This is a genomic window from Nitratireductor basaltis (genome assembly GCF_000733725.1).
Lineage (GTDB): Bacteria > Pseudomonadota > Alphaproteobacteria > Rhizobiales > Rhizobiaceae > Chelativorans > Chelativorans basaltis.
Genome location: NZ_JMQM01000001.1, coordinates 1,301,302 through 1,325,386, shown reverse-complemented (window position 1 = coordinate 1,325,386; position 24,085 = coordinate 1,301,302). Strand labels below are relative to the sequence as shown.

Sequence of the window (24,085 nt, the reverse complement as noted above, 5' to 3'; positions counted from 1 at the left end):
GGTCATGATGGGGTGTGGGCAATCGGATTGAAGGTTCTCGCACCTGCGCGCCCCCTCTGTCCTGCCGGACATCTCCCCCACATGGGGGGAGATCTCTCGCGGCCATGTCGGCGCCACATCCGGAAGGATAAGCGTGACATCTATGCCAGCCAATCTCTCCACCCGTGGGGGGTGAGTAGCGGTTGACCGCAGGTCAAGACAAAGCCAACGATTTGGCTTTGTCAGCGCCCGAACGCGCGGAGCAAGCGGAGCGCAGTCCGGCAGGACAGAGGGGAGCGTGAAGAGTGGATATCTCTCGGCCCACTACCCACTACTTACTACCAACTACCAACCATTCACCATTCCCCACCTCCCACCCGCATCTAATCGATTCATAACTGTTGCCAACAGGCGCCGGCACTTGCCGTGCATCCTGCTCTTTGTCAGAAGGAAGCCCGAATGCGTGCAACTGCTTGGACAGCAGGACGCCCATCTGGAGAATTAAGGACATGACCTATATGCCCAAGACCCCTCAGGCCGGCCTTGACCGGATTCTCACCCTGGAGCTTGTCCGCGTGACCGAGCGTGCCGCTGTTGCTGCTGCACGGCTTCGTGGACGGGGGGATGAGAAGGCCGCCGACCAGGTGGCGGTTGATGCCATGCGCTCGGAGCTGAACCGTCTGCCGATCCAGGGCACGGTCGTGATCGGTGAGGGCGAGCGTGACGAAGCGCCGATGCTTTATATCGGGGAAGAGGTTGGCGTGGGCGAAGGGCCGGAAGTGGATATCGCGCTCGATCCGCTCGAGGGCACCACGATCTGCGCAAAGAACCTGCCGAACTCGCTGGCCGTCATCGCGATTGCCGAGCGGGGAAGCCTGCTCTACGCGCCGGATGTCTACATGGAAAAGATCGCGGTCGGCCCGGGATACCCCGAAGGCATCGTTGATCTCGACGCGCCTGCCGCAGAGAATATCGAGTCAGTGGCCAAGGCCAAGGGCGTGCCGGTGTCCGAAATCACCGCCTGCATTCTCGACCGCCCACGTCATGCAAGACTGATCGAGGAAGTGCGCGCTACCGGCGCTGCCATCCGCCTGATCGGCGATGGTGACGTGGCGGGTGTGATCCACACCACTGATCCGGACGAGACCGGCATCGACATTTATATGGGCATCGGCGGCGCGCCGGAAGGTGTTCTCGCGGCAGCAGCCCTGCGCTGCATCGGCGGCCAGATGCAGGGTCGCCTGCAACTCAACACCGAGGAAAAGGTGGCACGCGCTGCCAAGATGGGCATTTCCGATCCGGCGAAGGTCTACCGCATGGAAGAAATGGCCTCTGGCGACGTGCTCTTCGCAGCGACCGGCGTGACGGACGGCAATTTGCTGGCTGGCGTGAAATTTGGCCGCGATTCCATCCAGACGCATACGATCGTGATGCGCTCGTCTTCGGGCACGGTGCGTGAGATCAAGGCGCGCCACCAGGATCTCGACAAGTTCTGATCAAGAACCGCACTTGCAATTGCGCCCGTCAGCTTTCACATGACCATCTGGAAAAGGTGGTGGTGAAGTGACGGGCGAAAAGCGCTTCTTTCTCGACGTGAAAAAATCCGCGCGCGGCATGGGCTGGGTTCACCGGCTCGACCCGCGGGCGGAAAATGCCGCACTCGCCATGGCGCAGAGCCACGGGCTGCCGGATATCGTGGCGCGTGTCTTGGCCGGACGCGGTGTCGGTGTGGATGATGCTCAAGCCTTTCTTGCGCCTTCCATCCGTGATCTTCTGCCAGACCCGTCTTCACTGACCGACATGGATGCGGCAGCTTCGCGGATCGCTGATGCCGTCCTGCGACGCGAGAAGGTGGCTATTTTCGGGGACTATGACGTGGATGGCGCGGTTTCGTCGGCAATGATGAAGCTGTTTCTGAAGCATCACGGCGTGTCCGGCGAAATCTATATCCCCGATCGCATCTTCGAGGGCTATGGACCCAATCCGGATGCCATGCGCGACCTTGCCTCCCGCGCTTCGCTGATCGTGACCGTCGATTGCGGAACAAACAGCGCGGAAGCCATCGCGGCGGCACGTGAGGCGGGCGCGGATGTGGTCGTGCTCGACCACCACCAGGTTGGCGGCGCACTGCCCCATGGCGTACCGGTGGTTAATCCAAACCGTGAGGACGATCTTTCGGGGCAGGGCCATCTCTGCGCGGCTGGTGTGGTTTTCCTGACACTGGTGCGCACGACGCGCGTCCTGCGCGAGCGGCAAAGTGCTGCACCGCCCTATGACATGCTGTCCATGCTCGACCTTGTGGCGATGGCGACGGTCTGTGACGTGGTACCGCTGATTGGCGTAAACCGGGCCTTCGTGGTGAAGGGACTTCTGGCCGCCCGCCAGATGAAGTCTCCCGGCATGGCCGCACTCGCGCGGGTCTCGCGCATCGGTGAACCACTCAACCCCTATCACTTCGGTTTCCTTCTGGGTCCGCGCATCAATGCCGGCGGGCGCATCGGCAATGCTGCACTTGGCTCCACGCTGCTTTGCTGCGACGAGGCAGGTGAGGCCGGCGAGATTGCCCAGACGCTCGACCGGCTGAATCAGGAGCGTCAGGCGATGGAAACCCAGATGCTTGCGCAGGCGAAGGAAGAAGCCGATGCCGAACTCGCTCATGGTGATGGACCGGCGGTGCTGGTTACCGCCAGCGACCAGTGGCATCCCGGCATTGTCGGCCTGATCGCCTCACGGCTGAAGGACCATGCCCGCCGTCCGTCATTCGCGATCCATTTCGACGTTAACGGCAAGGGCACCGGTTCGGGTCGCTCCATTTCCGGTTTCGATCTGGGCAAGCTGGTGCGCGAAGCAGTTGACGAGGGCCTTCTGGTCAAGGGCGGGGGGCATGCCATGGCGGCAGGCATCACCGTCCAGAAGGATAAGCTGGGAGATCTGCGTGCCTTCTTCCATGAGAAGGCTGAAGGCTCCGTCTCGAAGCTGCGCGACGCGGAATGCCTCAAGATCGATGCAGCGCTTGCCGCCAATGGCGCGACGGTCGAGCTCTATGAGCGGCTGGAAGCGGCCGGCCCATTCGGTGCAGGTCACGCAGCGCCCATCATTGCGGTGCCTCGCCACCGGATTTCGGATGTTCGCGTTGTCGGCAACGGGCATGTGAAGGTGGAACTTCAATCGCAATCAGGCGCGAGGCTTCCGGCCATCGCCTTCCGTGCCGCCGAAAGCGATCTCGGCCAGTTCCTGCTACCGCGCAGGGGCGCGACAATTCACGCGGCAGGCACGCTTTCGCTCAATCATTGGAACTGCACACGTTCCGTTCAGCTTCGCTTGTTGGATGCGGCGGAAGCGGACGGGCGCTAGCCCAGAACGGTCAGAAGGCGATCCATCTCTTCAAGCTGTGCCTTGGTCGCCTGGTATCCAAGGCGGATCGCCTCATCCGCGCGGTAGAATTCGGTCAGGCCGATATGCCCGAGCTTCGGCTGCAACGACAGGTCAGGCGGGTCACCTGCCATGCGGGCACGCGAAATGCGGTCCTGGATGATGTTGAAAGCCTCGACCATCACGCCGGTGATACCGAGCCGCGCATCGCGTTGGCTCGGACCGCGGTCGACGACCAATGGCGTCTTGGTGCCATCGGCAGGCTTGCCTTCCTTCTCGGGCAGATCGGCAGAGTGCTTGATGACGGCAGCCCGTCCGAAAAGATCATAATGCAGATTGACTGCGACCACGAGCGGCTGCTCATGCGCGCGACAAACCGATACCGGAACCGGATTGACCAGGGCGCCGTCGATCAGCACGCGCTTGTTGCAGACGACCGGTTCGAACACACCAGGCAGCGCATAGGAGGCGCGCATGGCCGTGATCAACGAGCCGGAGGAAAGCCAGATTTCATGTCCTGTACGGATCTCCGCGGCTACGCACACAAATGGCTTGGAGAGATCGTCGAATGTGATGCCTTCCAGATGCTCCTGCATCCGGGTGGTCAGCTTCATCCCGCCAAACAGACCGCTGCCGCCGAAATTGAGGTCCAGGAGACCGAGGATCCGCCGTTTGGTGAGCGAGCGGGCGAATTCTTCCAGCTCGTCCAGCTTGCCCGCCAGATAGCAGCCACCAACCAGAGCGCCGATGGAGGTGCCGGCAATCATGTCAATGCGCACACCCGCTTCATCTAGGGCACGCAGGACACCGATATGGGCCCAGCCACGAGCAGCGCCACCGCCAAGCGCAAGCGCGATGCCATGACGCGGAGGCTTCTCCGGTTCTACCAGATCCGGCGGTGGTGAAACCGGTTCACGTTCCACCGGTCTTGTGCGTATGGAGGCCCAGTCGAGCATCGGAAACTCCTCATCCTCGCGCATTATAGCGCAAGGTGGTGAATGAGGGATAAACGCGATGAAGCTGCGGCGGTTGCGCCCAATTCGATATCACTTTTGTGACAGATGCTCATGCGCAACGAGCCGTGGTTGTCCGTCCACCAGCTCGACCTGGCGGTAGAAGCACGAATGCGCGCCCGTGTGGCAGGAGACGCCATCGCCTTCAACATGAACCTTCAGGTGAAGCACGTCCTGGTCGCAATCGGTTTCAATGGCATGCACCCGCTGCATGTTGCCCGAGGTCTCGCCCTTCTTCCAAAGGCTCTTGCGCGAACGCGACCAGTAATGGGCAATGCCGGTCTGAAGCGTGAGTGCGAGCGCTTCTGCATTCATGTGGGCAACCATCAGCAGGCGGCCCGTTTCGCTTTCCGTGACAACGGTGGTCACGAGACCTTTTTCGTCAAAGCGCGGCGTGAACTCCGCACCCTGCTCAAGACGTTTCTTGTCCGCAGGGGGCGGCGTGAAGGACATGGCATTCATGTGGGAAATCAGCCCCGGATGAGCGAGAGGAAACGCTGCTGTTCCTCGTTGTTGTTTCTGAACTCGCCGGTAAAGCGCGTCGTGATCGTCGTCGATCCCTGCTTTCGGATGCCGCGCATTGCCATGCACATATGCTCTGCCTCAACCATCACGGCCACGCCGCGTGGCTGCAGCACATCCTGGATGACGCCGGCGATCTGCGCCGTCATGGCCTCCTGCGTCTGCAGGCGGCGTGCATAGATGTCGACCACGCGGGCGATCTTAGAAAGACCGACCACCTTGCCGTCGGGCAGATAGGCGACATGGGCCTTGCCGATAATTGGCACCATGTGGTGCTCGCAATGGGAATGGAACGAGAGGTCGCGCATGAGAACGATGTCATCATAGCCTGCGACTTCCTCGAAGGTGCGGCCAAGCTCCTCCGCGGCGTCCTGCTCGTAACCGGAGAACATTTCCGCATAGGCTTTCGCCACGCGCGCGGGGGTCTCGATGAGACCTTCACGCTTCGGATCCTCGCCGACCCAGCGCAACAGGGTCAAAACGGCCTCTTCAACTTCCGCACGATCCGGACGTGCTGCATGAGAGGTGGAAGCGGAATCCGCTGCGGCCTTGGCTGAAGTGTCGGCGTGCTTCTGGTTCTTGAGAATTGCGTCCATAAAGGCGTCTCCCGTAGTCCCGATCGGAGCCGGAACGAGTTGAACGGTCACATCCTTTCACGGGCGCGGACGAACTCTTTAACGTCAGTCCCGAAAGCGGCATGCGGCCCGGTGGAGCATGGCCTTCGCCTCCTTGCCCTCAACCGGTAGCCGTACTTATATAACGGCTCAGGCGCTTTTGTTAAAGGTGCAGGGGCGGATGCGTCTTGCCCCAGCAGGGCCCGGGACCGGAAAATAATGATCGACGACGTCTACAACGCGAAAATTCTGGCCTTTGCTGGCAATATCGGGCGTATCGGGCGTCTGGAAAACCCCGATGCCACTGCGAAAGCGCATTCCAAGCTCTGCGGCTCGACGGTGCTCGTCGATCTGACGATGGAGGACGGTGTGGTGACGGATTTTGCCCATGAAGTCCGGGCCTGTGCTCTTGGACAGGCTTCCTCGTCCATCATGGCCGAAAATGTGGTGGGCGCATCAACCGCTGAGTTGAAAGAACTCCGCCAGACCATGGAGCGCATGCTGAAGGAAAATGGCCCGCCGCCTGACGGGCGTTTTGCGGATCTGAAATATCTGGAGCCGGTGCGTGCCTACAAGGCGCGCCATGCCTCCACGCTTCTGACCTTCGACGCGGTTGTGGACTGCATCGAGCAGATCGAGAAGGCGAGGGCCGGGCAGGCGGCCTGACTGTCATGACAAGACGCTATTCCCGCAATTGGCAGAGGCCTTGGCGCAAGACGCCGGGGCGGGTACTCGGCGTCAGCTTCGTGCGCCTTTACCAGTTGACCCTTTCAGGCTTCATCGGAAACACCTGCCGCCATCTGCCGACATGTTCCGAATACGCCTATGAGGCCATCGCCCGCCACGGACTGCTGCGGGGAGGTTGGCTCTCGCTCCGCCGCGTCGCGCGATGCGGTCCGGGTGGCACGAGCGGAATAGATCGGGTGCCGGAGTGAAGGGTGCGTAGTAGGTAGTAGGTAGTGAATCCTTGGCGTCACCTTTCGGATCCACCCACTACCCACTAACTACTACCCACTTCATCCCCCCTTTACCCCTCGCACCACACCCGCTAAACCGCCTCCCGCACCATACACTTCATCACCACCCGCGCTCGTTGGCGGGACTGGATAGGAGAAACCCCATGGCTGATGCCATTTCCATTACCTTCCCCGATGGTTCGAGCCGCGAAGTCGATGCGGGAATGTCCGGTGGCGAGCTTGCCGCTTCCATCTCGAAATCGCTCTCCAAGAAAGCTGTTGCCTATGCGCTCGATGGGGATGTGCGCGACCTTGCGGACCCGATCGGTCGGGCTGGCGCTGTCGAGATCATCACCCGCGAAGATCCGCGTGCGCTCGAACTGATCCGCCATGACTGTGCGCATGTGCTGGCCGAAGCCGTACAGGAACTTTGGCCGGATACGCAGGTGACCATTGGACCCGTCATAGAGAACGGCTTCTACTACGATTTCGCCCGCGAAGAGCCCTTCACGCCCGACGATTTCCCGAAGATCGAAAAGAAGATGGCGGAGATCATCGCGCGCAACAAGCCTTTCACCAAGGAAGTCTGGGCACGCGACAAGGCGAAGAAGGTTTTTGAGGAGAAGGGCGAGGCCTACAAGGTCGAGCTCATCGATGCCATTCCCGAAGATCAGGATGTGAAAATCTATGCGCAGGGCGATTGGTTCGATCTCTGCCGCGGCCCGCACATGGTCTCCACCGGGCAGATCGGCAAGGCTTTCAAGCTGATGAAGGTCGCCGGTGCCTATTGGCGCGGTGATTCCAACAATCCGATGCTGACCCGCATCTACGGCACCGCCTGGCAGACGCAGGAGCAGCTTGACCAGTATATGCACATGCTGGAAGAGGCCGAGAAGCGCGATCACCGTCGCCTTGGCCGAGAAATGGACCTGTTCCATTTTCAGGAAGAAGGCCCCGGCGTCGTCTTCTGGCACTCCAAGGGCTGGCGCATGTTCCAGAACCTTGTCGGCTATATGCGCCGCAGGCTGGAAGGCGAGTATGAGGAGGTCAACGCTCCGCAGGTTCTCGACAACTCGCTCTGGCAGACCTCCGGTCACTGGGGCTGGTACAAGGAGAACATGTTCGCGGTCACCTGTGCCGATGAAGAGGCGGAGGACAAGCGTACTTTCGCGCTGAAGCCGATGAACTGCCCGGGTCACGTGCAGATCTTCAAGCATGGCTTGAAGTCCTACCGCGATCTGCCTATCCGCTTTGCAGAATTTGGTGCCGTCCATCGCTACGAGCCTTCCGGCGCTTTGCATGGTCTGATGCGCGTTCGCGGCTTCACCCAGGACGACGCGCATATCTTCTGCACCGAGGATCAGCTGGCCGAGGAATGCCTGAAGATCAACGATCTGATCCTGTCCACCTATGCCGATTTCGGCTTCGAGGAGATCACGGTCTATTTCTCCACGCGGCCCGAAAAGCGCGTTGGCGATGATGCGCTGTGGGATCATGCCGAAGAGATCATGGCAGGCGTTCTGGAGCAGATTGCCGAACGTTCGGGCGGTCGCATCAAGACGGCGATCAATCCCGGCGACGGCGCGTTCTACGGTCCGAAGTTCGACTACGTGCTGAAAGATGCCATCGGTCGCCAGTGGCAGTGCGGCACGACGCAGATCGACTTCAATCTGCCCGAACGCTTCGGTGCCTTCTATATCGACAGGGATTCGGAGAAGAAACAGCCCGTCATGGTCCACCGCGCCATCTGCGGATCCATGGAACGCTTCCTCGGTATTCTGATCGAGAATTATGCCGGCCATTTCCCGCTCTGGTTTGCACCATTGCAGGTGGTGGTCGCGACGATCACCTCCGAGGCTGACGACTATGCCATTGAAGTGGCCGACAAGCTGAGGCGCGCAGGTTTGCTGGCCGAGACCGATCTTCGAAACGAGAAGATCAATTACAAGGTCCGCGAGCACAGCATGGCCAAGGTCCCCGTGATCCTGGTCTGCGGCAAGCGTGAGGCTGAGGAAGGCACGGTCAATATCCGCCGCCTTGGCTCACGTGACCAGGCTTCGATGACGCTGGATGAGGCACTGGCGAAACTGAGCGATGAGGCAACGCCTCCCGACCTCATTCGTCGCAAGGCATCCTGAATGAAAGAAGGCCGGTGCATCTCGCCCCGGCCTTTTTCTTGATGGGTGGCGAACCTAGTCGATGAAGCCGTCTGGCGTCTCGGCCAGGTTTTCAGGCAGAAGCTCCACATCACGGTTGCGGCCCGGCACGACGGTGAAGTCCTTCTGGTATATGCGATCACGATTCTTGGCGACGACCGTGTATTCGCCTTCCGCAAGCACCATGCTGGCATAGGCGCCGACCATCTCCCGGACAATCTCGCCAGACTCGGTAAGGATCGACCAGGCCGTGTCGGCAATGGCCTCACCACCGGATTCACGCACGAGCTTCATCGTGAGCTGAGCCGCACGGTGTTCGACCGTCGCCTCCGTCAATTCGCCCGCGCCAACCCTGATATCCGACCGGATCACAGCATTGACCGAACCATAGGTCGATTCGACGTGATAGGTGCCGGCATTGAGGCGCACAACGGAGCCTGGTTTGATGTCGGGAACAATCAGGGCGCGTTCGCCGGTGGCGTCGGGATCCTTCTCATAGATCGAGAAACGCAGTCGATTGGCCGGAATTCGCCCGCCATCAGCCAGCATTGCATCAAGCTTCAAGCCGCCCGCATCCAGAACGAAAACCTCGCGCTTGTCTTCGGAGCCAACCGTGATGCGCTTGGTCGCGCCCGCCCGCCCATAGGCGGCGTGCACGAGATAGCTTCCAGGCGGCAGATCGAATATCTCCGTGCCGCCTTCCGCCGTCGCGACCAGAGGCAGGGTGCCATCCGGACCGGGAACGGGTGAAAAGACGCGCCAGACAAGACCTTTGGGAATTTCTTCGCCATCTTCTGTAAGTTGTGCGGAGAGCATGACCGAGCCGCTGGCACCAATTGCGAGCGAGGCCGGATTCTCGGGTGCTGCAAATTCGGTGATGCCGGGTACTTCCAGATCAAGCTCTGGCGTTTCCGATTCCTGAGCGTTCGATGAAGCGATCCCTGCTGAAAGGGCAGCAATCAGGCAAATGAAGCGTAGGCAAGTGCGGAAGAAGCTCATGCCTTGCGTTGAAGCGTAAACAGGTGGCATTTTCAAGGCTTCTCTTTGCCGCTAAACCACGGCGTTCCCACTGATCACATGACTGGAGTACAAGCGTTGAACAAGGCTGTTCTCGATTTTCTCATGAGCCGTCGCTCTGCACCCATTCCGGAGCTGACCGGGCCTGAACCGACGCCGGAAGAACTCGACATCATGTTGAAGGCTGCAAGCCGTGTGCCCGATCATGGCAAGCTCAACCCGTGGCGCTTCATCCTTTACCGCAGCGACATGCGCCACAAGGTGGGCGAAATGCTCGCGGTCCTGGCCGAGGAGCGGGAAGGGGAAATGTCGCCCGCAAGGCGCGAGCAGGAGCTGACGCGCTTCTCGCGCGCACCACTCGTCATCGGTGTTGTTTGCGCCGTCGAGGATCACGTGAAGATCCCCGAATGGGAGCAGTTTCTTGCAGCGGGCATGGCTGCCTACAATCTGATGCTTGCTGCCAATGCGCTTGGCTTCGGCACCAACATGATCACCAACTGGTACTCCGATATCCCAGAGGGCAAGGAACTGCTGGGCGTGGCGCCACATGAAAAGGTCGTGGGCTTCATTCATCTTGGCCGTCACCACGGCGATGTGCCCGACCGTGTGCGTCCCGATCACAATGAACTGGTGCGCGAATATTCCGGCCCCTGGGTGGAAGCCTGATGTTTTACGAACCAAACGTAGGCCATGGCCTGCCGCATGACCCTTTCAAGGCGCTGGTCGCGCCGCGGCCCATCGGCTGGATTTCCTCGCGGCGAAAGGATGGTACGGCCAATCTCGCGCCTTATTCCTTCTTCAATGCCATCTCGACAAACCCGCATCTGGTTCTCTTCTCGTCCGAAGGGGTGAAAGACAGCTGTTCGATTGCTGCTGAAACCGGGGAGTTCGTTGTCAATATCGTCAGCCGGAAGCTCGCCGAACAGATGAACCTCTCGGCCATAGATGCGCCCGAAGGTGTGAACGAGTTCGAGGTGGCCGGGCTCACAGAGGCCGTATGCCGTCACATCTCTGCTCCGCGCGTTGCCGAGGCTCCAGCCGCGCTGGAGTGCAAGGTGGTGGATGTGCTGCAGCCCAAAGGGCTGGATGGCGCACCTGCCGGCGTGAGTGTTGTCATGGGCGAGGTGGTCGGCATTCACATGGACGACGTGATGATCGTCGATGGCTTGTTCGACATCACAAAGGCACAGACGCTCGCACGCCTTGGCTATATGGACTACACGGCCGTGACCGAAACCTTCTCCATGCGGCGTCCGCGTTGGAGCGAGCGCAGGGAGGACTGAAGGCAGCTAGAGCGCGCCAGCCGCCCTGGCGCGATCCAGAACCCGTTCGGCTCTCAGGATATGCGGCCGGTCCACCATCTCGCCATCAAGCGCTATGACGCCCGCATCGCCCTGTTGCGACACGGCATCGAGAAGGCGCTGCGCTTTTTCGATGGCATCTGCCGATGGGGTGAAGACCTCGTTGATGACAGGCACCTGTGCGGGATGGATCGCCATGCGCGCGGTAAATCCGTCCCGCTCGCTTTCGATACAGTCGCGGCGGAAACCCTCTTCATCGCGGAAATTCGGATAGACGGTGTCAACTGCGGCCACGCCTACGGCGCTGGCGGCAAGAATCGTCACTGTACGGGCATGCTGGAAGACCGGCGTGTATCGACCTTGCGCGTCACGTGTCGCGCGCGCGCCAATGGCGGCTGAAAGGTCCTCCGCGCCCCAGGTGAGGCCGGTGAGCCTGTCGCTTGCATGGCGGTAGGTGGCGGCGTTGAGAACTGCCTGCGGCGTCTCGGTGATGATCGGCAGGATCGCCGTGGTGCCATCCTCGATGCCGGCTTTCGCCTCGCTCACCCGCAACATCGCGGCCAGCCGCGCGACGTCTTCACCGCTTTCGGCCTTGGGAAGCATGATGCACGCAGGTTTCGCGCCCATCACCGCATCGAGATCGCCTTGTGTGAGCCCTGTATCGAGCGCATTGACGCGAACATGAAGGGCAGGGGTTCCGCCCCCTTCATGGGCGCTCAGGAATCCGCTCGTAATCTTGCGCGCAAGCTCCTTGTTCGCCGCTGAAACCGAATCCTCAAGGTCCAGAATCAGAACATCGGCCCCGCTGGTGAGCGCCTTTTCCATCTTGCGCTCAGAATCACCTGGAACGAAGAGCATTGAACGCATGGTCTTTTTCCCGTTCAGGCCGGCTTCTTCAGCATCATGGCCTGTCGTATACAGCGTGCAACCAGGACATTGTCCTGATTATAGGCGCGATGCTCGAACTCCACGATGCCACGGTCCGGTTTGGATTTCGATTCACGCACGCTTCTGATCTCGGTCTCGACCCGGAGCGTATCGCCATGGAAGACCGGGTGCGGGAAAACGGTTTCGGTCATGCCCAGATTGCCGATCGTGGTGCCAAGCGTCGTGTCATGGACGGAGATACCGATCATGAGGCCGAGCGTGAAAAGCGAGTTGACCAACGGCTTTCCCCACTCGGACTTCTCGGCGAAATCGAAATCGATATGCAGCGGCTGCGGGTTCAGCGTCATGGTTGAGAACAACATGTTGTCACTCTCAGTCACGCTTTTGCGCAGTGTGTGACGGATCACCATGCCCGGTTTGAATTCGTCGAGATAAAGACCTGCCATTGCGCGCTCCTCCCAGTCGCAAGATGGGCAATTGATAAGCATCTGCCGATTGCTGCGCAACAACGCTCTTATGGTAAACCATTCGTATAGAAATGGCTGGTAGCGTGCATATCAATGGGCGGGAGTTGATGTCGCGTGGTAGTTATCCAGCACTTTCTTAAATGGCTCGATACGGCGAAGATGCAGGAGCGTGCAGACGCCGCTGCAGCTCTCGCACGTGCCTTCGTGCAGCGTGAGCTGAGCTTCGACGACCGTCTTGCTGCCGAAGCAGCGCTGACACTTCTGCTTGATGACCGCTCCGCCAAAGTGCGCCTTGCACTGTCGGAAACGCTATCTCTGAGCGCACGTGCGCCTGCACATATCATAGCGGCACTCGCAGCCGATCAGGCTGAGGTCGCAGCACCCGTGCTGGCGCGTTCACCTCTTCTGTCCGATGCAGAACTTATCGATCGCGTGGCGCTGGGCTGCATCAAGGTTCAGATGCTCATTGCCTCTCGTCCCCGGGTCTCCCGCTCGCTGAGCGCATCCATAGCGGAAGTGGGGTCGGTTGAAGCCTGTACCGTGCTGGCGCGCAACGAAGGTGCGGAAATCGCGCCTTTCAGCTTCCGTCGAATGATAGAGCGCTTTGGCGCAAATGGGCCGCTGCGCGAGGCTCTTACCCACAACGCTCATCTACCTGCAGATTGCCGCCATCTTCTGGTCCAGGCCACCGGAACGGCGCTATCCGCCCTGCCGCTTGTAAAGGCCCTGATGGGAGAAGAGCGTGCGGGACTGATCGCCAAGGATGCCTGTGCTCGCGCTTCGGTGACACTGATCGAAAGCGTTGCCGACGAGGAACATGAAGCTCTCGTCGAACATCTGCGGCTGCGTGGCGAGGTGACAAGCGGTTTCCTTGTCCGCATCGTGGCGCATGGAAAGATCGATTTCTTCCGCGTCGCATTGGCGGCCATCACAGGCCAGGACATCGAACGCGTGACAGCACTGCTGGCGCGTGGTCGCCACTCGGCACTCGCCGCACTATTTAAACGTGCCGGCCTCAGCACGATCACCCATGCGCCGATCCTCACCGCATTGGATATCTGGCGAGAAGTCGCGCGTGGCAACCGAATGTCCGGTCCGCAGGAAGTATCGTGGTCAATGCTTCAGGCTGTTGATGCCGCTCATGGGGCAGATGAAGCAGAGCAACTGACGCGCCTCTTGCGACAGATCCACCTGGAACAGCTTCGCCGCAATGCACGCCAGCAGGCGCTGGAACTTGCCGCTGCTTGATGCAGTATCGAAGGAGAGGGCGGAATGCCGCCCTCGATTTGACTGAGCCTCAGATATCAAGCTCTTCAACGAATTCCGCGCGTTCCTGAATGAAGCGGAAACGGGCTTCCGGCTTGGTGCCCATGAGTGAATCCACCGCCTCGCGCGTGGCTTCGTGGCCCTCGGAAACTTCAACCTTCAGAAGATTGCGCAGCCCGGGGTCCATGGTGGTTTCCTTCAGCTGCTTGGGCAGCATCTCACCCAGACCCTTGAAGCGGCCGATATCGATCTTGCCGCGTCCGGTGAATTCGGTGCGCAGCAGCTCCTCCTTGTGCGCGTCGTCGCGCGCATACATGGTCTTGCCGCCCTGGCTGATACGATAGAGCGGAGGCACGGCCAGATAGAGATGGCCGCCTTCTATGAGCTGCGGCATCTCCTGATAGAAGAAGGTGATGAGCAGTGAAGCAATGTGAGCGCCGTCGACATCGGCATCGGTCATGATGATGATGCGCTCGTAGCGCAGGTCGTCTTCGCGATACTTGTTGCGCGTACCACAGCCCAGCGCCTGGATGAGATCGGAGATCAGCTGGTTGGCGGCAAGCTTGCCTGATGCGGCACTTGCCACATTGAGGATCTTGCCGCGTAGTGGCAGAACGGCCTGATTTTTTCGGTTGCGCGCCTGTTTTGCAGAACCGCCAGCCGAGTCACCCTCGACGATGAAAAGCTCCGCGCCTGCCGCCTGGTTGGAGGAACAATCGGCAAGTTTGCCGGGAAGGCGCAATTTGCGCACGGCGGTCTTGCGGTTGACCTCACGCTCCTGACGGCGCTTCAGACGCTCGTCGGCACGGGCCATGACCCAGTCCAGAAGCTTTGAAGCTTCCTGCGGGTTCTCTGCCAGCCAATGGTCAAAAGGATCGCGGATCGCGTTTTCGACGATGCGCGTGGCAGCCGCAGTTGCGAGCTTGTCCTTCGTCTGGCCGACAAATTCCGGCTCGCGCACGAAAACGGAAAGCATGCCGGCCGCCGAGATCATCACGTCGTCTGAGGTGATGATGGAGGCGCGCTTGTTGCCGGTCAGTTCCGCATATTGACGAAGTCCGCGCAAAAGCGCGTTGCGGAAGCCGCTTTCATGCGTTCCGCCTTCCGGTGTCGGCACGGTGTTACAGTAGGAATTGAGCGCGGCGTCGCCGCCATACCAGGTGATGGCCCATTCAACCGCACCATGGCCGCCGCGCTTCTCGCTGCGTCCGGCGAAGATCTCCTTGGTGACCTGATATTCGCCCTTCACCGAAGCTTCCAGAAAGTCCTTCAACCCGCCGGGGAAGTGGAAGACGGCTTTTTCCGGCGTCTCGTCCTTCTCGCCGATAAGTGCGGGATCGCAGACCCAGCGAATTTCAACACCGCCGAAGAGATAGGCCTTCGAACGCGCCATCTTGTAGAGGCGTGCAGGTTCGAATTTCGCTCCCTTGCCGAAGATCTGCTCATCCGGCTTGAAGCGCACTTTGGTGCCGCGACGGTTGTGAACGTCGCCAAGCTTCTCCAGCCCACCCTGCGGCAGACCCCGCGAGAAGGTCTGGCGGAAAAGCTGGCGGTTGCGCGCGACCTCGACTTCCAGAAGTTCCGACAGCGCGTTGACTACGGAGACACCCACACCATGCAGGCCGCCGGAGGTCTCATAGACCTTGGAGTCGAACTTGCCGCCCGCATGCAGCGTGGTCATGATGACTTCCAGCGCGGACTTGTCCTTGAATTTGGGATGCGGATCAACGGGAATGCCGCGGCCATTATCGGTGACGGAGAGATAGCCGTCAGCGCCCAGTTCCACCTCGATGAATGTGGCATGTCCGGCAACGGCCTCGTCCATCGAGTTGTCGATGACTTCGGCAAAGAGGTGGTGCAGCGCCTTGTCGTCGGTACCGCCGATATACATGCCCGGGCGGCGGCGAACCGGTTCGAGACCTTCCAGAACCTCGATATCGGCCGCGCTGTAGTCTCCACCGTCACGCGGCTGTGCCGGTGCAGGCTTCGCTTTTGCTGGCGACGAAGGCGCGGCTGGTGCCGGAGCGGAGGAAGCAGGCGCAGGCTCGGGCTGGCGCACGCGCTCGGGCGTCGTCTGGCTCAGTCCGGCAAACAGGTCGTTATTGTCATCCATGGCGCTAATTCTGCTCTCATCCCCGCGAATCACTTCCCCACTTTGCCATGGTTTCCAAGGCAAGGCGAAGTCTGTTCCGGTTGTGTTCAGTGCTTGTGCATAAGTGGCGTCAAGCCGCTTTTGCGCGGTTCTTCAAGACAACGTCTTATGCAGCATGACCCGGATGAATAGGGAATAAGAGCCCGCCATTCAATGCGGCGCGCTGCTGCAGCCGTGGAAAACAGGGCTTTCGGTGCCGCAGTGTGGTTCTGCGGCACCGATAAACGTGGCGTCAGCTGGCCATTGCCTCTACGGGCGGGCAGGCGCAGACGAGATTGCGGTCGCCCGCGACATTGTCGACGCGCGAGACGGGCGGCCAATATTTGGACGCAGCCTCCATGGAGCCGCTGGGGAACGCGGCTTCCTTGCGGCTGTAGGGATGCGTCCACTCGTCGGCAACCAGAATGTCGGCAGAGTGTGGGGCATTGACCAGCGGGTTGTCATCCTTCGGCAGGTCACCGCTTTCGATGCGTGCGGCTTCTTTCGCGATGGAGATCATTGCGTCACAGAAGCGGTCAAGCTCGGCCTTCGGCTCGGACTCCGTCGGCTCCACCATCAGCGTTCCGGCAACGGGCCAGGACATTGTTGGCGCGTGGAAACCGTAGTCGATCAGACGCTTGGCAATGTCTTCCACGCTCACGCCTGCACGATCCTTCCAGACACGCGTGTCGAGAATGCATTCATGCGCCACGCGGTCGTTGCGGCCCTTGTAGAGCACCGGATAATGCTCCTTGAGGCGGTGTGCGATATAGTTGGCGTTGAGGATCGCCATCTCCGTGGCAAGCTTCAGGCCGTCGCCGCCCATCATGCGGATATACATCCAGGTGATGGGCAGGATCGAGGCGCTGCCGAAGGGCGCTGCCGAAACCGCGTCACTCGTGCCGAGCGCAACATGACCCGGCACATAAGGCTTCAGATGCGCCTTCACGCCGATCGGACCCACACCCGGACCACCGCCGCCATGTGGGATGCAGAAGGTCTTGTGCAGGTTCATGTGGCAGACATCCGCACCCAGATCGCCCGGGCGCGAGAGGCCAACCATGGCATTGAGATTGGCGCCGTCGAGATAGACCTGGCCACCATTCTCGTGAACCACGGCGCACATGTCGCGGACACCTTCCTCGAACACGCCATGCGTGGAAGGATAGGTGATCATGAGTGCTGCCAGACGCTCGGCATGCTGCTCTGCCTTCGCCTTCAGGTCGTCGAAATCGATATTGCCGTCATCGTCGCAGCGCACCGCAACGACCCGCATGCCAACCATGGAGGCCGAAGCCGGATTGGTGCCGTGGGCGGAGGTCGGGATCAGGCAGACATCGCGCTCGCCCTGACCCAGCGCCTGATGATAGTGGCGGATTGCGAGAAGGCCGGCATATTCACCCTGGCTGCCCGCATTGGGCTGGAGCGAGCAGGCGTCGAATCCGGTGATCTCCGACAGCCACTTGTCGAGGTCATCGATCATGCGACGATAGCCCGGCGTATGCGCCTCCGGCGCGAATGGGTGGAGATTGGCCACCTCGTTCCAGCTCACCGGCGCCATTTCGGCAGCAGCATTCAACTTCATGGTGCAGGAGCCGAGCGGGATCATGGCTCGGTCGAGAGCCAGATCCTTGTCCGCCAGCTTGCGCAGATAGCGCATCATCTCCGTCTCGGAGCGGTGCGCGTGGAAGTCTGGCTGTGTGAGGAAGCTGTCGCCACGCGGCGCGGCGGGTGCTGCAGCTTTTGCCTCGGCAGGTGCCTTGACGCCAAGAAGCGAGGCGAGGGCGGTGAGGTCTTCTTCCGTGGAAGCCTCGTCGAAGCAGATCGCAACGCGGTCGGCGTCGATCACACGGATGAGACGGCCATCGGCCTCTGCCTTTTCCGCCAGCTCCTTCGCCTTGCCCTTGATGGTCAGCGTGACCGTGTCGAAAACCACGTCACCGGCAATCTCGATGCCCGCCTGCTTCGCACCTTCAAGAAGACGCGAGGCGAAGGCGTTGACGCGCGCAGCGATGGACTTAAGGCCTTCAGGGCCATGCCAGATAGCATAGGCGGCTGCCATGTTTGCCAGCAGCGCCTGCGCGGTGCAGATATTGGAGGTGGCCTTGTCGCGGCGGATATGCTGCTCGCGTGTTTGCAAGGCGAGGCGATAGCCCGGGCGGCCATGCGCATCCTTCGACTGGCCGACGAGGCGGCCAGGCATCAGGCGCGTGAGCTTGTCGGCAACCGCGCAATAGGCGGCATGGGGCCCGCCGAAGCCCATCGGCACGCCGAAGCGCTGCATGGAACCGACAGCAATATCGGCCCCCAGTTCAGCCGGTGTCTTCGACAAAAGAAGGCCCAGAGGATCGGCCACGAAGATGACGATTGCTCCGGCCTCGCGTGCCTTGGCGATTGCCGCGGAATGGTCGTGGTAGACACCGAGCGTATCCGCCCATGGCACGATCAGCGCGCAGGTGTTGTCGTCGGCTTCGCCTTCGATGATCTCCATGCCCAGTGGCTCGGCACGGGTTTCGACAACGTCGCGCGTCTGCGGGTGAAGCTGGCCCGCCAGAACCACGCGGTTGCGGCTGGAGCGGTGATGACGCCAGGCGATGCCGACAGCTTCGGCGACGGCCGTGCCTTCATCGAGAAGCGACGCGGAAGCGACCGGCAGGCCGGTCAGTTCCGTGACCAGCGTCTGGAAATGGAAAAGCATCTCCAGACGGCCCTGGCTGATCTCCGACTGGTAAGGCGTATAGGCCGTGTACCAGGCGGGGTTTTCGAACATGTTGCGCTGGATGACCGGCGGTACCTTCACGCCGTGATAGCCTGCACCGATGAAGCTCTTGAGAACGCGGTTCTCGCTCATGATCGCGCCAAGCGCGGCAAGCGCTTCGGCTTCACCCACTGCGGGCGGCAGGTCGAGCGCGCGGTCGAGCCGGATCTTTTTCGGCACGGCCTGCGTGATCAGCGTTTCAAGAGAAGGCACGCCCAGTGCTGCGAGCATGGCCTTGGTTTCATCAGCGCGCGGGCCGATATGGCGGGCGGCAAAATTCGCGGTCATCTCAGCCATATTCCTTAAGCAATATGGGCCTTGTAGGCCTCTTCGTCCATCAGACCCTCAAGCTGCGAGGTATCGGACAATTTCATCTTCCACAGCCAGCCTTCGCCGGTGGGAGCCGAATTGACGAGCGCGGGATCGCTCTCGACGGCATTGTTGACTTCGGTCACTTCGCCATCAGCCGGTGCATAGACATCCGAAGCTGCCTTCACGGACTCGACAACGACGCAAGTGTCACCCTTGGAAAGCGCCTTGCCCGTCTCGGGAAGCTCGACGAACACCAGATCGCCAAGCTGCTCCTGGGCATAATCGGTAATGCCGATTGTTGCGGTCTCACCCTCGACCTTGAGCCATTCGTGATCTTCAGTGAAATAGGTCTTGCTCATCAGTCCTTATCCTTTGCGATAGCGATGTGGTGAGAAAATGGGAGAAACGATCTCCATTGGAATACGATTGCCGCGAACCTCGGCGAAAACCTTGTTGCCGATCTCGGCAAGCGGCTTTGCGACATAACCCATCGACACTGGATGGCCGACAGATGGTCCGAAGCCACCGGAGGTCACGCGTCCGATGGAATTGCCGTCTTCATCCATGAGCGGCGCGCCGGAGCGGACGGGCTGGCGGCTGTCCGGCTTCAGGCCAACGCGCTTTTCCTTCGCACCTTCCGCACGGATGCGACGGAATGCTTCCGCACCGACGAAATTACTATCTTCGCGCACGCTTTTCGGGATCGCCCAGAGAAGAGCCGCGCTGACAGGGTCTGTGCCTTCATCCAGATCCTGACCATGCAGGCATAGACCAGCCTCGAGGCGCAGGCTGTCGCGGGCGGCAAGGCCGATCCACATGGCACGCTCGTCAGCCAGAATGGAGGAGACGAAACGCTGGGCCTCATCCGCCGGAAGCGCGATCTCGAAACCGTCTTCACCGGTATAGCCCGAACGTGCGGCAAACCAGTTCTCACGCGGCTCGACGGCGGTCATGAAAGTGAGGTCGGAGAGGTCAAGCCCCGCATTGACCAGTACATCCTCGGCAGCCGGACCCTGCAGCGCAAGCAGGACGCGCTCGACCTTCTCGAATGTGACATCGAAGTCCTTGGCAATGGACTTGAACTGCGCCTCGTCCTTCTGCGCATTGCCCGCATTGGCAACGATGTAGAAGCGATCCGCGCCAAGGCGGGTGACGATCAGATCGTCGATGATGCCTGCCCGGTCGTTGAGAAGCAGCGTGTATTTCGACTGGCCTGTCTCGAGCGCAGCGGCGTCAAGCGGGCAGGCGCGGTTGAGGAAATCGACGGCACCTGCGCCCTTCACCTCGAATATGCGCATATGCGAAATGTCGAACAGCCCCGCTTCCTCGCGGGTGTGCTGATGTTCCTTCATCACGCCTGCGGGATAGGTCAGCGGCATGCGCCAGCCGGCAAAAGCGCCGAAACGCGCGCCGGCTTCCTCGTGAACCGCTTCCAGCGGCAAATGAATCAGGGATTTCTGGTCACTCATGGTTCCCTCAAAGCTGCACGCAGCCGCGACGGCGGCTGTTCGTGCCCCTCTGTCGGAAGCCTGAGAGACTCGCGGAAGTTCCAGAAGAACCCGCTTACACCTTCGGCGCGGGAGCAATGTCCCGACTTTCCAGAGCGTCCGTCCCGCTTACGGTTCATTTGCCTGAGAGATTTCGGGCGATTTCCCCTTCGGCGGCAGCAAGTCGCTGCTCTCTCCCGCAAACGGTATGGGCTTTCAAGGCCCAGGACAGGCCGGAAACTAGCGAAGCCGCGCGGGATTGTCACGCTGCTTTATGTTTCATCCGTGCTGAATCTTTGCGCAGTACACATCTCAGTCTTTCAGCCGGAGGGCGAGGCGCACGGTGCGGTCGAGCGCCTGCAGGAATGCGGAGCGGTCGCGGGCGGTGAAACCGGGATTATATCCCTTGATTGCCCCGCTCTCGCGCAGATCCTGTTTCAGATCGCGCATGGCAACTGCCATGCCGATGGTTTCAGGCGTGAAGGGCCGCCCGGTGGGTCCCAGAACATGCAGCCCCTTCTCCACCAGGCGGGCAGCCAGGGGGACATCGGCGGTTATGGCAATGTCGTTGGCGTTTGCCTCTTCCACAATCCAGTCGTCGGCTGCATCTGGCGTTCCCGGCACGACCACGTGGCGTACAAGCGGATCGCGGGAAGGGCGCAGGCCCCCATTGGAGACAAAGACCACCAGCATTTCGTGCCGCTCGCCGACCTTCACCGCCTCGGCCTTCACCGGGCAGGCATCGGCATCGACATAGATGACCGGTCCGGCTGGTGCTGTGTGATCGGCAGTCATGTGTCGTTCTCCAGTGATGCCACCCCGTTTGCGATCAATGGCAAAGCCGGTACGCATGAAAAAGGTATGACGCGAGCGATTCGGAATTGTATTCCTACACTTGAGGAGCAGCGTCATAAACTGCGGGGGAGAATATCCTAGATGTTCAAGAAGATACTGATTGCCAATCGCGGTGAAATCGCCTGCAGGGTCATCAAGTCCGCGCGAAAGATGGGCATTGCCACCGTTGCGGTCCACTCGGAAGCCGATGCTGATGCGGTGCATGTGGAAATGGCTGATGAGGCCGTGGCAATCGGTCCGGCACCCGCCAACCAGTCTTATCTCGTCGCCGACAAGATCATTGAAGCCTGCAAGCAGACCGGAGCGGAAGCGGTGCATCCGGGCTATGGATTCCTTTCCGAAAATGCTTCCTTCTGCGAACGGCTGGAAAAGGAAGGCATCACCTTCATCGGGCCGAAGCCCAAGGCCATCCAGGCCATGGGCGACAAGATCACATCCAAGAAGCTTGCTGCCGAAGCCGGTGTCTCGACCGTGCCCGGCTTCATGGGACTGATCGATGATGCCGATCATGCAGTGAAGATCGCCGCCGAAATCGGCTTCCCCGTCATGATCAAGGCGTCTGCCGGTGGTGGCGGCAAGGGCATGCGCATTGCCTGGAACGAGGCGGAAGCGCGCGAAGGTTTCGAACGCTCGAAGTCCGAGGCCGCATCCTCATTCGGCGATGACCGCATCTTCATCGAGAAGTTCGTCGAAGAGCCGCGCCATATCGAAATCCAGGTGCTGGCTGACGCCCACGGCAACTGTATCTATCTTGGCGAACGCGAATGTTCGATCCAGCGTCGCAACCAGAAGGTCGTCGAGGAAGCGCCGTCGCCGTTTCTTGACGAGGAAACACGCAAGGCCATGGGCGAGCAGGCCGTGGCGCTGGCAAAGGCGGTCGATTATCAGAGCGCGGGCACGGTCGAGTTCATCGTCGACCGCAACCGCAATTTCTACTTCCTCGAAATGAACACCCGCCTTCAGGTGGAGCATCCGGTGACGGAACTCGTCACCGGTGTGGATCTGGTCGAGCAGATGATCAAGGTTGCCGCGGGCCAGAAGCTGGAGCTTGCGCAGAATGACGTGAAGCTCAATGGCTGGGCGATCGAAAGCCGCATCTATGCCGAAGACCCGGTGCGAAATTTCCTGCCATCCATAGGCCGCCTGACCCGCTACCGTCCGCCGGAAGAGGGGAGCGAAGGCGACATCGTCATCCGCAACGACACCGGGGTGGCCGAAGGCTCGGAAATCTCGATGTTCTACGATCCCATGATCGCCAAGTTGTGCAGCTGGGCACCCGATCGCCTGACTGCCATTGACGCCATGTCCGAAGCGCTCGACCGTTTCGTGATCGATGGCATCGAGCACAATATCCCGTTCCTTGCCGCACTCATGCGTCATGAACGCTGGCGCGAAGGACGGCTGACGACAGGCTTCATCGCGGAGGAGTATCCGGACGGCTTCTCAATACCCGCGCCCGACGGCGAACAGGCACAGGTGCTTGCTGCGGTCGCTCTGGCAATGGAGCTGCTGCGGCGCGACCGTCTTGACCGGCTGCCTGGTCGTCTGCGCCCGCATAGCGGCGACTATCGCCGTGAATGGGTCGTGAAGCTTGATGAGGATTATCTGCCGGTGACGATTACCGACGGCATGATTTCCGTGCCGACCGAGCTTGATCTTGAGGTTGCCGGCAGGAAGTTCACCGTCACCTCGAATTGGCGGCCCGGTGACGCCGTTTGGATCGGAAAGCTGAACGGGCGGGAAGTGGCAGTCCAGTTGCGCCCCGTCCTGAATGGTCATGCCTTGTCGTGGCAGGGCATCCGAGCCGAAGCGCGTGTCTTCACGCCGCGCACTGCAGAGCTCGACCGCCTCATGCCGGTCAAGCAGGCACCCGATACGTCGAAGATGCTGCTTTGCCCGATGCCCGGGCTAGTGGTCACAATCAATGTGGCCGAAGAGCAGGAGGTCAAGGCAGGTGAAACCCTGGCCATCGTGGAAGCGATGAAGATGGAAAACGTGCTTCGCGCCGAGCGTGACTGCAAGGTGACGAAGATCAACGCAAAGCCCGGCGACAGTCTCGCTGTCGATGCAGTTATCATGGAGTTTGAATGAACGCTTCAAGCGGCCAGGGCGCCGTCCTTTTCGATCTCGATGGAACGCTGACAAATCCGTTTGCCGGTATCACCAACAGCATAGCATATGCGCTGGAGCGGATGGGCGAAGCCGTTCCTGATCCAGCGACGCTCGATTGGTGCATAGGTCCACCGATCTGGGACAGTTTTCGCGTCCTCCTGTCTCATCCGGACGAGGGCAGGGTGAACGATGCTGTCGCCATCTACCGTGAGCGCTATGGCGAAGTCGGCAAGTTCGAAAATGAACTGATCGAAGGCGTGCCGGAAGCCCTGGAAGCGATTGCCGGAGAGCAGGAACTGCCCTTCTTCGTGGCCACCTCGAAGCTGGAGCGCTATTCCGAACACATCATCGACCATTTCGACCTGCGCCGCTTCTTCCGCACGGTTCATGGCTCGCAGCACGACGGCACGAACGCCCACAAGCCGGATCTTCTGGCGCATATTCTGGAGGCAGAGAACCTTTCGGCCTCGCGAACCGTCATGATCGGCGACCGCAAGCACGACATCATCGGCGCGAAAGCCAACGATGTTTGCTCCATCGGCGTTCTTTGGGGCTTTGGCGCTCGCGAGGAACTGGAGCAAGCCGGAGCCGACATGATCGTCGAAAAGCCGGCTGAATTGCCATCAGCTGTCGGTGCCTTGCTGGCTGTTTGAACCCGGGAGCGCGGCTCACTGCCTCGAGCCACTCGGGAAACGGCTTAATATATCTCTGATATATTAAGCCGGCGCAGTATCCGTGTTAAGTCATTGTTAATATTCGGCTCGACGTGGACACGGCATCTCGTTCGATCGTCTCCGCGCTGCGAGCCGTGGGTTCGAACCCTTGCGCATTAGCGGTGGGCAAACACAGGCGCGCCTTTATCCCGAACCTGCATTCGCG

21 protein-coding genes and 1 riboswitch are annotated in these 24,085 nt (G+C 60.5%); of the genes, 10 read left to right on the top strand and 11 right to left on the bottom strand.

Features of this window, described 5'->3' with window-relative positions; genetic code table 11:
• Nucleotides 1-497: 497 nt before the first annotated feature.
• Nucleotides 498-1,475, top strand: coding sequence for a class II fructose-bisphosphatase (gene glpX, locus EL18_RS06290; protein ID WP_036484137.1), 978 nt, complete (start codon nt 498-500; stop codon nt 1,473-1,475).
• Between the two features lie 67 nt (nt 1,476-1,542).
• Complete coding sequence (gene recJ, locus EL18_RS06285) at nt 1,543-3,333, top strand: single-stranded-DNA-specific exonuclease RecJ (protein ID WP_036480900.1); 1,791 nt, start codon at nt 1,543-1,545, stop codon at nt 3,331-3,333.
• On the opposite strand, the gene EL18_RS06280 is transcribed toward recJ, so the two are convergent.
• The 3 genes from EL18_RS06280 to folE all read right to left on the bottom strand — a co-directional run bounded on the left by EL18_RS06280 (nt 3,330) and on the right by folE (nt 5,482).
• Entirely contained in the window at nt 3,330-4,307 is a 978-nt protein-coding gene (locus tag EL18_RS06280; RefSeq protein WP_036480899.1) for a patatin family protein, read from the bottom strand. The two genes, recJ and EL18_RS06280, sit on opposite strands and share 4 nt — an antisense overlap.
• A 90-nt stretch (nt 4,308-4,397) precedes the next feature.
• The gene (gene hisI, locus EL18_RS06275; RefSeq protein ID WP_036480898.1) at nt 4,398-4,826 is read right to left on the bottom strand and encodes a phosphoribosyl-AMP cyclohydrolase; all 429 of its coding nucleotides are present in this window, start codon (nt 4,824-4,826) and stop codon (nt 4,398-4,400) included.
• Nucleotides 4,827-4,834: 8 nt separating this feature from the next.
• Nucleotides 4,835-5,482: a GTP cyclohydrolase I FolE gene (gene folE / locus EL18_RS06270; protein WP_036480897.1), complete on the bottom strand. Its 648-nt coding sequence runs from the start codon at nt 5,480-5,482 to the stop codon at nt 4,835-4,837.
• Nucleotides 5,483-5,719: 237 nt separating this feature from the next.
• On the opposite strand from folE, the gene EL18_RS06265 reads away from it, so the two are divergent.
• The 3 genes from EL18_RS06265 (at nt 5,720) to thrS (ending at nt 8,594) form a co-directional block, all read left to right on the top strand.
• On the top strand, nt 5,720-6,166 hold the full coding sequence (locus tag EL18_RS06265) for an iron-sulfur cluster assembly scaffold protein (protein ID WP_036480896.1): 447 nt from the start codon (nt 5,720-5,722) through the stop codon (nt 6,164-6,166).
• A gap of 5 nt (nt 6,167-6,171) precedes the next feature.
• Nucleotides 6,172-6,435 (top strand): membrane protein insertion efficiency factor YidD, encoded by a 264-nt coding sequence (yidD, locus tag EL18_RS17490; protein WP_081871104.1) that lies wholly within the window; start codon nt 6,172-6,174, stop codon nt 6,433-6,435.
• A gap of 185 nt (nt 6,436-6,620) precedes the next feature.
• Nucleotides 6,621-8,594 (top strand): threonine--tRNA ligase, encoded by a 1,974-nt coding sequence (gene thrS, locus EL18_RS06260; protein ID WP_036480895.1) that lies wholly within the window; start codon nt 6,621-6,623, stop codon nt 8,592-8,594.
• Nucleotides 8,595-8,648: 54 nt separating this feature from the next.
• Here thrS and EL18_RS06255 read toward each other — a convergent pair whose 3' ends face one another.
• On the bottom strand, nt 8,649-9,641 hold the full coding sequence (locus EL18_RS06255; protein WP_244444525.1) for a collagen binding domain-containing protein: 993 nt from the start codon (nt 9,639-9,641) through the stop codon (nt 8,649-8,651).
• A gap of 48 nt (nt 9,642-9,689) precedes the next feature.
• Between EL18_RS06255 and EL18_RS06250 the strand changes: the two genes are divergently transcribed.
• On the top strand, nt 9,690-10,295 hold the full coding sequence (locus EL18_RS06250; protein ID WP_036480893.1) for a nitroreductase family protein: 606 nt from the start codon (nt 9,690-9,692) through the stop codon (nt 10,293-10,295).
• Complete coding sequence (locus EL18_RS06245) at nt 10,295-10,912, top strand: flavin reductase family protein (RefSeq protein WP_036480892.1); 618 nt, start codon at nt 10,295-10,297, stop codon at nt 10,910-10,912. The genes EL18_RS06250 and EL18_RS06245 overlap by 1 nt, the downstream gene beginning before the upstream one ends.
• Nucleotides 10,913-10,918: 6 nt before the next feature.
• On the opposite strand, the gene EL18_RS06240 is transcribed toward EL18_RS06245, so the two are convergent.
• Both EL18_RS06240 and EL18_RS06235 read right to left on the bottom strand, forming a co-directional pair.
• Nucleotides 10,919-11,797, bottom strand: a complete 879-nt coding sequence (locus EL18_RS06240; RefSeq protein WP_036480890.1) for an HpcH/HpaI aldolase/citrate lyase family protein — start codon at nt 11,795-11,797, stop codon at nt 10,919-10,921.
• A 14-nt stretch (nt 11,798-11,811) separates the two neighbouring features.
• The gene (locus tag EL18_RS06235; RefSeq protein WP_036480888.1) at nt 11,812-12,264 is read right to left on the bottom strand and encodes a MaoC family dehydratase; all 453 of its coding nucleotides are present in this window, start codon (nt 12,262-12,264) and stop codon (nt 11,812-11,814) included.
• A 135-nt stretch (nt 12,265-12,399) separates the two neighbouring features.
• Here EL18_RS06235 and EL18_RS06230 point away from each other — a divergent pair, with 135 nt between their 5' ends.
• Nucleotides 12,400-13,533, top strand: coding sequence for a DUF2336 domain-containing protein (locus EL18_RS06230; protein ID WP_036480886.1), 1,134 nt, complete (start codon nt 12,400-12,402; stop codon nt 13,531-13,533).
• Between the two features lie 49 nt (nt 13,534-13,582).
• Here the strand turns inward: EL18_RS06230 and parE are convergent, their stop codons facing one another.
• From parE to EL18_RS06205, 5 genes are all read right to left on the bottom strand, one after another.
• A complete protein-coding gene (gene parE / locus EL18_RS06225) occupies nt 13,583-15,664 on the bottom strand; it encodes a DNA topoisomerase IV subunit B (protein WP_036480884.1) in 2,082 nt (693 codons plus the stop codon).
• 271 nt (nt 15,665-15,935) lie between these two features.
• Nucleotides 15,936-18,728, bottom strand: a complete 2,793-nt coding sequence (gene gcvP / locus EL18_RS06220; protein ID WP_036480882.1) for an aminomethyl-transferring glycine dehydrogenase — start codon at nt 18,726-18,728, stop codon at nt 15,936-15,938.
• A gap of 14 nt (nt 18,729-18,742) precedes the next feature.
• Complete coding sequence (gcvH, locus tag EL18_RS06215; RefSeq protein WP_036480880.1) at nt 18,743-19,111, bottom strand: glycine cleavage system protein GcvH; 369 nt, start codon at nt 19,109-19,111, stop codon at nt 18,743-18,745.
• Between the two features lie 6 nt (nt 19,112-19,117).
• Nucleotides 19,118-20,221 (bottom strand): glycine cleavage system aminomethyltransferase GcvT, encoded by a 1,104-nt coding sequence (gene gcvT / locus EL18_RS06210; RefSeq protein ID WP_036480878.1) that lies wholly within the window; start codon nt 20,219-20,221, stop codon nt 19,118-19,120.
• A 140-nt stretch (nt 20,222-20,361) separates the two neighbouring features.
• Nucleotides 20,362-20,449: riboswitch (glycine riboswitch) on the bottom strand.
• 102 nt (nt 20,450-20,551) lie between these two features.
• Nucleotides 20,552-21,034 carry a YaiI/YqxD family protein gene (locus EL18_RS06205; protein WP_036480876.1) on the bottom strand — a complete coding sequence of 161 codons (483 nt, stop codon included), beginning with the start codon at nt 21,032-21,034 and terminating at the stop codon, nt 20,552-20,554.
• Between the two features lie 141 nt (nt 21,035-21,175).
• Here EL18_RS06205 and EL18_RS06200 point away from each other — a divergent pair, with 141 nt between their 5' ends.
• Entirely contained in the window at nt 21,176-23,185 is a 2,010-nt protein-coding gene (locus tag EL18_RS06200) for an acetyl-CoA carboxylase biotin carboxylase subunit (protein ID WP_036480874.1), read from the top strand.
• Nucleotides 23,182-23,859: an HAD-IA family hydrolase gene (locus EL18_RS06195; protein WP_036480872.1), complete on the top strand. Its 678-nt coding sequence runs from the start codon at nt 23,182-23,184 to the stop codon at nt 23,857-23,859. Before EL18_RS06200 ends, EL18_RS06195 begins: the two co-directional genes overlap by 4 nt.
• Nucleotides 23,860-24,085: the final 226 nt, after the last annotated feature.

Excerpts from the sequence above, each read along its gene's own strand:
- glpX (WP_036484137.1), top strand. The coding sequence starts at position 498 with ATGCCCAAGACCCCTCAGGCCGGCCTTGACCGGATTCTCACCCTGGAG.
- EL18_RS06280 (WP_036480899.1), bottom strand. The coding sequence starts at position 4,307 with ATGCTCGACTGGGCCTCCATACGCACAAGACCGGTGGAACGTGAACCG.
- hisI (WP_036480898.1), bottom strand. The coding sequence starts at position 4,826 with ATGAATGCCATGTCCTTCACGCCGCCCCCTGCGGACAAGAAACGTCTT.
- folE (WP_036480897.1), bottom strand. The coding sequence starts at position 5,482 with ATGGACGCAATTCTCAAGAACCAGAAGCACGCCGACACTTCAGCCAAG.
- EL18_RS06265 (WP_036480896.1), top strand. The coding sequence starts at position 5,720 with ATGATCGACGACGTCTACAACGCGAAAATTCTGGCCTTTGCTGGCAAT.
- yidD (WP_081871104.1), top strand. The coding sequence starts at position 6,172 with ATGACAAGACGCTATTCCCGCAATTGGCAGAGGCCTTGGCGCAAGACG.
- thrS (WP_036480895.1), top strand. The coding sequence starts at position 6,621 with ATGGCTGATGCCATTTCCATTACCTTCCCCGATGGTTCGAGCCGCGAA.
- EL18_RS06255 (WP_244444525.1), bottom strand. The coding sequence starts at position 9,641 with ATGCCACCTGTTTACGCTTCAACGCAAGGCATGAGCTTCTTCCGCACT.
- EL18_RS06250 (WP_036480893.1), top strand. The coding sequence starts at position 9,690 with ATGACTGGAGTACAAGCGTTGAACAAGGCTGTTCTCGATTTTCTCATG.
- EL18_RS06245 (WP_036480892.1), top strand. The coding sequence starts at position 10,295 with ATGTTTTACGAACCAAACGTAGGCCATGGCCTGCCGCATGACCCTTTC.
- EL18_RS06240 (WP_036480890.1), bottom strand. The coding sequence starts at position 11,797 with ATGCGTTCAATGCTCTTCGTTCCAGGTGATTCTGAGCGCAAGATGGAA.
- EL18_RS06235 (WP_036480888.1), bottom strand. The coding sequence starts at position 12,264 with ATGGCAGGTCTTTATCTCGACGAATTCAAACCGGGCATGGTGATCCGT.
- parE (WP_036480884.1), bottom strand. The coding sequence starts at position 15,664 with ATGGATGACAATAACGACCTGTTTGCCGGACTGAGCCAGACGACGCCC.
- gcvP (WP_036480882.1), bottom strand. The coding sequence starts at position 18,728 with ATGACCGCGAATTTTGCCGCCCGCCATATCGGCCCGCGCGCTGATGAA.
- gcvH (WP_036480880.1), bottom strand. The coding sequence starts at position 19,111 with ATGAGCAAGACCTATTTCACTGAAGATCACGAATGGCTCAAGGTCGAG.
- gcvT (WP_036480878.1), bottom strand. The coding sequence starts at position 20,221 with ATGAGTGACCAGAAATCCCTGATTCATTTGCCGCTGGAAGCGGTTCAC.
- EL18_RS06205 (WP_036480876.1), bottom strand. The coding sequence starts at position 21,034 with ATGACTGCCGATCACACAGCACCAGCCGGACCGGTCATCTATGTCGAT.
- EL18_RS06200 (WP_036480874.1), top strand. The coding sequence starts at position 21,176 with ATGTTCAAGAAGATACTGATTGCCAATCGCGGTGAAATCGCCTGCAGG.
- EL18_RS06195 (WP_036480872.1), top strand. The coding sequence starts at position 23,182 with ATGAACGCTTCAAGCGGCCAGGGCGCCGTCCTTTTCGATCTCGATGGA.